Source organism: Mesorhizobium sp. P2_F7, assembly GCF_056403695.1.
Genome location: NZ_JBFUFA010000011.1, coordinates 175,516 through 181,796, shown reverse-complemented (window position 1 = coordinate 181,796; position 6,281 = coordinate 175,516). Strand labels below are relative to the sequence as shown.

General features: G+C 63.4%; 6 protein-coding genes and 1 pseudogene. 3 read left to right on the top strand and 4 right to left on the bottom strand.

The window, feature by feature from the left end; genetic code table 11:
• Together AC1DZ8_RS27120 and AC1DZ8_RS27115 are read right to left on the bottom strand one after the other, a co-directional pair.
• Window positions 1-191, bottom strand: a pseudogene (locus AC1DZ8_RS27120) (IS5/IS1182 family transposase); the annotation flags it as partial.
• A 224-nt stretch (window positions 192-415) separates the two neighbouring features.
• Window positions 416-2,638: an AMP-binding protein gene (locus AC1DZ8_RS27115; protein ID WP_477401904.1), complete on the bottom strand. Its 2,223-nt coding sequence runs from the start codon at window positions 2,636-2,638 to the stop codon at window positions 416-418.
• Window positions 2,639-2,837: 199 nt separating this feature from the next.
• Between AC1DZ8_RS27115 and parS the strand changes: the two genes are divergently transcribed.
• Both parS and AC1DZ8_RS27105 read left to right on the top strand, forming a co-directional pair.
• The gene (gene parS, locus AC1DZ8_RS27110; RefSeq protein ID WP_477311175.1) at window positions 2,838-3,326 is read left to right on the top strand and encodes a type II RES/Xre toxin-antitoxin system antitoxin; all 489 of its coding nucleotides are present in this window, start codon (window positions 2,838-2,840) and stop codon (window positions 3,324-3,326) included.
• A complete protein-coding gene (locus AC1DZ8_RS27105; RefSeq protein WP_477311173.1) occupies window positions 3,323-3,829 on the top strand; it encodes an RES family NAD+ phosphorylase in 507 nt (168 codons plus the stop codon). The genes parS and AC1DZ8_RS27105 overlap by 4 nt, the downstream gene beginning before the upstream one ends.
• Before the next feature lie 4 nt (window positions 3,830-3,833).
• On the opposite strand, the gene AC1DZ8_RS27100 is transcribed toward AC1DZ8_RS27105, so the two are convergent.
• Window positions 3,834-4,241 carry a tautomerase family protein gene (locus AC1DZ8_RS27100; RefSeq protein WP_477311171.1) on the bottom strand — a complete coding sequence of 136 codons (408 nt, stop codon included), beginning with the start codon at window positions 4,239-4,241 and terminating at the stop codon, window positions 3,834-3,836.
• 112 nt (window positions 4,242-4,353) lie between these two features.
• On the opposite strand from AC1DZ8_RS27100, the gene AC1DZ8_RS27095 reads away from it, so the two are divergent.
• Window positions 4,354-5,217: a LysR substrate-binding domain-containing protein gene (locus AC1DZ8_RS27095; RefSeq protein ID WP_477401901.1), complete on the top strand. Its 864-nt coding sequence runs from the start codon at window positions 4,354-4,356 to the stop codon at window positions 5,215-5,217.
• Between the two features lie 132 nt (window positions 5,218-5,349).
• Here the strand turns inward: AC1DZ8_RS27095 and AC1DZ8_RS27090 are convergent, their stop codons facing one another.
• Window positions 5,350-6,255 carry a DMT family transporter gene (locus tag AC1DZ8_RS27090; RefSeq protein WP_477301956.1) on the bottom strand — a complete coding sequence of 302 codons (906 nt, stop codon included), beginning with the start codon at window positions 6,253-6,255 and terminating at the stop codon, window positions 5,350-5,352.
• Window positions 6,256-6,281 lie beyond the last annotated feature (26 nt).

The window sequence follows — 6,281 nt, the reverse complement described above, 5'->3', positions numbered from 1 at the left end:
GCCTTGAACATCACCAGCGAATTGTACGCAGGCCGCCCTGGCCCCGCCGGCGAGCGCAGCCGCGCCAGAATCTTCTCGAAGCGATACCACTTCACCAGCGACGACAGCCGGTCCAGCCGACCGCTCCGACCAAGACCCTGTGGCAGCAAAGCCTCCACAAAACTGAACTGACCGCTCGGCTTCGTCGTCATCGCAAAATCCCCGTTTCAAAAACAGGGAATCACATCCATCCAATTTTGCAACAGTCCCTCAAGGGGGGAGATTAGCAGCTTCCGCTTTTACGCCCGTTCTTCAACGATGAAAATTGGCGAAGGCCGTCGTGACATCTAATCTCCCCCCTTGAGGGGGAGATGTCCGGCAGGACAGAGGGGGGTGCTGCCCCGCCAGCGTTTGGAATAGTCGTCTCTGACCGCCGCTAAGCCGCCACGCCTAGCCCCAGCTTCTCGATCGCCAGCTTCCGCGTCGAGACATAATCCGTCTTGCCCGAGCCCAGCACCGGGATCTCCTCGACCTTGACGATGTCGTTGGGCACCATCAGTTCGGCCGCACCCGCTTTCTTGCCGAACTTGCGCAATTCTTCCGGATCGGCGTCGTCAGCGGTGGTGACCAGCACGATGCGCTCGCCGCGCCTTTTGTCCGGCACCGCCACCGCGGCGTGGCGCTCTTCCGGCCATAGCGACTGCACCAGCATCTCGACCGCGCCCAGCGACACCATTTCACCGGCAATCTTGGCGAAGCGCTTGGCCCGGCCGCGAATGGTGATGAAGCCTTCGCGGTCGACCGAGACGATGTCGCCGGTGTCGTGCCAGCCGTCCAGCGGCTGCAATTCGCCGGGGCGGTCCGCCGTCATGTAGCCCATCATCAGATTCGGCCCGTCGAGCCATAGTCTTCCAGCGTCTTCAATGCCCTCGACCGGTTCAAGCTTCATTCGCATCGCCGGCAACAGCCGCCCGACCGTGCCGTCGCGGCCATGGATGGCGGTGTTGACGGCAACCACCGGCGCTGCCTCCGTCAGCCCGAACCCCTCGATGATCGAGGCATCGAAGCGCTCGCGGTAGACGCGGCGCGTCTCCGGCTTCACCGCTTCGGCGCCGGCGACGACGAAACGCAGGCTGGAGAAATCGCCATCCTTGGCGGTGCGGGCATAATTGGCGAGGAAGGTGTCGGTGCCGAACATGATGGTCGGCTTCACCTTGCGGGCGATCTCCGGGATGATCTTGTAGTGCAGCGGCGAGGGGTAAAGGAACAGCTTTACGCCGGTCACCAGCGGCAGGATGGTGCCGCCGGTCAGCCCAAAAGAGTGAAAAACCGGCAGCACGTTAAGCAGAATGTCGGACGGCGAAATGGTGATGCGCGCCTCGGCCTGCATGGCGTTGGCGTGGAGGTTGCGATGGGACAGCACCACGGCCTTGGGCGTACCTTCCGAGCCCGAAGTGAACAGGATCACCGCAGGCTTCGCCGCATCCTGCCGCTGCAGCGGCAGGCGCCACAGCAGGGCGGCTGTGAGCTTTTCCAGCGCGGTGACGCTTGCGCGCACATCCTCCAGCCACAGCATTTTGGCGCCACCGGCCTCGACGGCGGCGATGATGTCGGCAAGCGCGGCCTTCTCGACGAACGCCCGGGAGGAGACAACAGTGCGGATGACCGCCGTGCGAACCGCCGCGGTGACGCTCGCCGGCCCGGCGGTGTAGTTGATCATCGCTGCGACACGGCCCGCCGATAGCAGGCCAACGAAGGACAGCACCACGCCATTGGCGTTGGGCAAGAGCACCCCGACGGCTTCGCCGGGTGCCGTCACTGCCTCGAAACGGCGGCCGAGCACGCGCGCGCCGATGAACATCTTTCGATAGCTGAGCGAGCCGCTGATCACGTCCTCGATGATCGGATGCGAGGCGCCGGTGCGATCGGCTGCATCGCGCATGGCCAGGAACAGGCCGCGATCGAGGTTGCTGCCGAAAAGCCTGGCCTCGGCGATGCGGTCGAACAGCGCATTGGTGTTGGAAGCCTGGTCGGGATTGCGTGCCACCAGTTCGGCAATCGTCATCGGCTCCAGCACGCTGACCGACAGTTGTGGGAACCAGTGGCGGGGCGCCCGGTCTTTTGGTGTCAAGGACACCGGCAGGTCGCGCCCGCCGGCGACGAAGATCGGCACGATGCGGGCGTCGGCCTGCATGGCTATGCGGGTGACGGCGCGGAAGAGCCGGAACGCCTTCACATCGGGTTCGACGTCATCGGGCAGGTAGACGGCAAGCCGGCCCTTGCCCTTCAGCACCCTGACCAGCCGCCGGCTGACGAAAAGATGCTCGGCATTGAAGGCGATGGTACGACCAAGCTCGCGCCATGGTTCCAGCCAGGGCGAACGCGCCGAGGCCTCGTCGAGAATGTGCAGCGTGTCGTCGGGCAGCAGCGACAGCATCAGCGCCGGCTCGAAGCGCGACTGGTGCGAGACGACGTAGATCACCGGCGTCGGCGCGTTGCGGGCAATGCGGATGCGGCTATCCTCGATCCGGTAGGCAAGCTTGAACGGCACATAGAGCAGCGCCTGGGTGAAGCGCAGATCGAGGCGAAAGGTCTCGATCGCGGCAATCAGCAGCCAGGCCAGCACAAGGCCTGCAAGCAGCGCCAGTGTCAGGATCATGCCGCGTCTCTCCCAACGTTCCAGTATCGCAGCTCTTCGTCCGCTTTGCAGCAGAGGGTAGCGCAATGGGGGGTAAGGTCAATGCGCGGGCGCGATGGAGCGGTGTTCCAATCTGCCGTCGCCAAGGGATGAGCCAAACGTAGGTCTTGAAATGTTGCGACACGCGTCGTAAATAAAGCGACACGTGACGGAGAAGAATATGGCCAGTTCCCCGATGGGTTTTGCCGAAGCACCGTATATGGAGCCGGAATTCGAGCGAATGGTCGACCTGTTTGGCGGACCGAAGGTTCTTGGATTCTTGGTAGCCAGTCCGCTCGAAGCTCATGAAATGATCCTGCATGGAATTCCGGGCCAGGCACTCGAGAGCCTCGTCAGGCGCCTGACCGTCATTGATCCCGCTGATGCGTTTGAAACTGCATTCGGCATGAGCGAGCGGACATTTCAGCGGCACAAATCGGATCACTCCAAGACCCTCAGTCGGGAGCAAGGTTCCAGAACCTGGAATTTCGCCAAGGTCCTGACGAAAGCCACATCCGTGCTCGGAACTCAGGAAGACGCGGAAAAATGGATGATTGAGCCGGCCATGGGGTTGGACAACCACCGGCCGATCGATCTGCTGGCCACCGCGGCGGGGACGGCGCTTGTGCAGGAGTTTCTTGAACGGCTCGACTACGGTGTCTACGCGTGACGCCTTTGCCGGGTTCTCTCGGAACAGGGCGTGTGTTGGGCTGGAGGCTTGATCACAGACGCTTCAAGGTAACATGGGACAGTGGCGAAGGAGCCTTCAAGCTTGGCGGAAGGTGGAACAGCAAAGGGGTCAGAGCGGTCTATGCGTCCATCGACCCGTCGACCGCCATTCTTGAGGTGGCAGTCCATAAGGGGTTCCGCACATTGGATAGTGTTCCTCACGTGCTGACGGCATTCGACATCGTCGATCTATCACAGATTTATGTGGTGCAAACCGACGATGTCCCGAACGCAAACTGGCTGCGTCCGGGCATTCCCGGCGCGGGACAGCAGCAGTTCGGCGACAGTCTGCTGGCAAAGCATCCCTTCTTTCTAATCCCCAGCGCGGTATCCCAGCACAGCTGGAACCTGGTGTGCGACCCCGGCCGGGCGGCAGGCCTTTACAGGTTGCATCTCCAGGAGGATTTCGCGCTTGATACAAGGCTTCATCCTCCTGCTGGGTAAGCAATCAACCCGCCTTCAGCCGCCCACTGATAAACCGGAACTCCTGGCTCTTGCCGCCATAGCCATAGGCAGCGGCTGGCACTTCATGCACGAAGGCATAGCTCTCCTCGTGCACACCACCCAGCAGTCTACCAAAGGCGTCAAAGATCGCCTTCAGATAGGCCTCCAGCTCCAGCTTGGTGTTGGTGCCGTCGACCACCTTGATGTCGAGCCAGAAGGTGTTGGCGCGATGCTCGGCCAGCGACTTGCCGCCGGCGAACCAGTGCTGCGGGTCGACATAGCTGACGGCGACGGCGGTGATCGTCGGGTCCTTGCGCAGATGGGTTGCGGTCAGTTCGGTGATTTCCTTGGCAATTGTCGCGGACAGCCTGGCGTCGGGCTTGCCGGTGACGCTGATGTTGATGATGGGCATTTTTCTCTCCTTCGATTGGGCGGCGTCTGTTTGCCGTTGGAGAGACCATGTCACGACCTTAGAATCAAAAAAATCGAATTGTTTCGAATAAAAGGTTCTGTAATATCGAAGTATGCAAGTGCTCGACCCCGATCTGCTGAAAACCTTCCTCGCCTTTGTCGATGGCGGCTCACTGGCCCAGGCTGCGTCTGTTGTCGGCCGCTCGCCCTCGGCGGTGACGGCCCAGATGCAGCGGCTGGAGGAGATCGTCGGCGAACCGTTGCTGGTGGCGCAGGGGCGCGGGCGAGGCCTGACGCCGGCCGGCGAGGATCTGGTCGGCCATGCCCGGCGCATCCTTGCGGTGCACAGCGAGGCCTGGCTGGCGCTGAAAGGCGCGCGTGCCGCCGGTCGCGTCGCTATCGGCACCACGCAGGATTTCGCCGACAGCGGCCTGCCGGAGTTGCTCAGGGCCTTTGCGACCAGCCATCCGCGCGTCAGGATCGAACTGCGCGTCGGCCGCTCGGCCGAGCTTGGCGACGCGCTCCAGGCCGGTCAGCTCGATCTGGCCATCATCATGCGCAAAACCCCGGCCAATGACGAAGTCGGGCTGTTCAGCGAGCCGATGCTGTGGCTGTGCTCGCAAAGGGGCCTTGCCGTGCGGGAAGAGGAGTTGCCGCTGGCGCTGCTCGACCCGTATTGCGGCTTTCGCGAAGCGGCACTCGCAGCCCTCGATGCCGCCGGCCGGCGCTATCGCATCGCCGCCGGCAGCGCCAGCCTTGCCGGCCTGCGCACCGCGGTCAACGCCGGCATAGCGCTGACCTTGCGCACCGCCCGCTTTGCCCATTCCGGCATCGTTGAAGCACCGCGCGAACTCGGTCTGCCGCCGGTGCCGATCGCACAATTCGCCATCCGGCTCGGCCAGGGCGCCGAACGGCCGGCACGCGACCTTGCCGCCTTGCTCAGCGACAATCTCGCCTTGCCCGGCCTTACCGGCTGATATCCAAAGAAAAAGCCGACCTTACGGTCGGCTTTGAGGAAGACGGGTCGAGGGGTTTGGGGGGACTTGGGGGGTGACCCGTCGCACCAATAATGCCTGAGTCGAGTGATGGTTCCATGACTCCGAAAATAATTATGGGGCTGCCGCACATTTTCTCGCCACCAGCCAATCACGCCCGGCATGGGTAAAAACCGCGCACAGCACGATGGCGCCGCCGATCAGGCTGGCGGCCGGTGCGATCTCGCCCAGGAACAGGAAGGCAAACAGGATCGCGAACGGCACTTCGGCGGCGCCGAGCAGGCCGGATTCGGGCGCCGGGATCAGCCGCGAGCCCTCCGTCCACAGGATCGAGGCCATTGCAAACGATCCTCCGAAGGCAACGAGCAGCACGGCGTCGCGGGCCGACACCGCCAGCGGGTCGGTGACGAACCAGCCGAACACGAACAAAAGGAACGCCGACACCGCGCCCGCCCACACAACCGGCGTGTCGCGGAAGGCGCGCACCATGATCATGTAGAGCGCGCTGCCCGTGGTCATCAGCAGTGCGAGCCCGTCGCCGAACAAATGGCCGCTGCCGAAGCCGGAGCCGACCATGATCGCAACGCCGCACAGCGAGACGGCAGCGGCAACAAGCGTCTGCGCCCGGAACGGCTCGCGCACCAGCACGAAGGCGAGCAGCGCGGTGATGAAGGGCGCGGTGGCATAGATGACCGCGACATTGGCGACATAAGTGAATTTGAACGCCGAGATGAAGGCGATGCTGGCCGCCGCACCCTCGATCGCCAGCAGCCAGCCACGCCAGCCGAGCCGCAAACTTTCGCGCCCGCCGGAACGACGCCGCTGCCACAGCACATAGAAGGGGATCAGGATCGAGCCGACGAAACCGCGCCAGCAGGTGATGGTCAGCGGGTCGGCATGGATCGATTTGGTCAGCACCCCGGTGAGGGCGAAGAAAGCCGCCGACGCCGACACCAGCGTGATGCCGAGCGTGCGCTCGGCAGCGGTATCGGTGCCTGGGCTGTCGAGAGCTTCCGTCATCTCGGCAGCCTATCCGCCTTCTCCTG

Bases quoted from the DNA above. Each gene is read 5' to 3' on its own strand.
- parS (WP_477311175.1), top strand. From the start codon at position 2,838: ATGGCCAGTTCCCCGATGGGTTTTGCCGAAGCACCGTATATGGAGCCG.
- AC1DZ8_RS27090 (WP_477301956.1), bottom strand. From the start codon at position 6,255: ATGACGGAAGCTCTCGACAGCCCAGGCACCGATACCGCTGCCGAGCGC.
- AC1DZ8_RS27100 (WP_477311171.1), bottom strand. From the start codon at position 4,241: ATGCCCATCATCAACATCAGCGTCACCGGCAAGCCCGACGCCAGGCTG.
- AC1DZ8_RS27095 (WP_477401901.1), top strand. From the start codon at position 4,354: ATGCAAGTGCTCGACCCCGATCTGCTGAAAACCTTCCTCGCCTTTGTC.
- AC1DZ8_RS27115 (WP_477401904.1), bottom strand. From the start codon at position 2,638: ATGATCCTGACACTGGCGCTGCTTGCAGGCCTTGTGCTGGCCTGGCTG.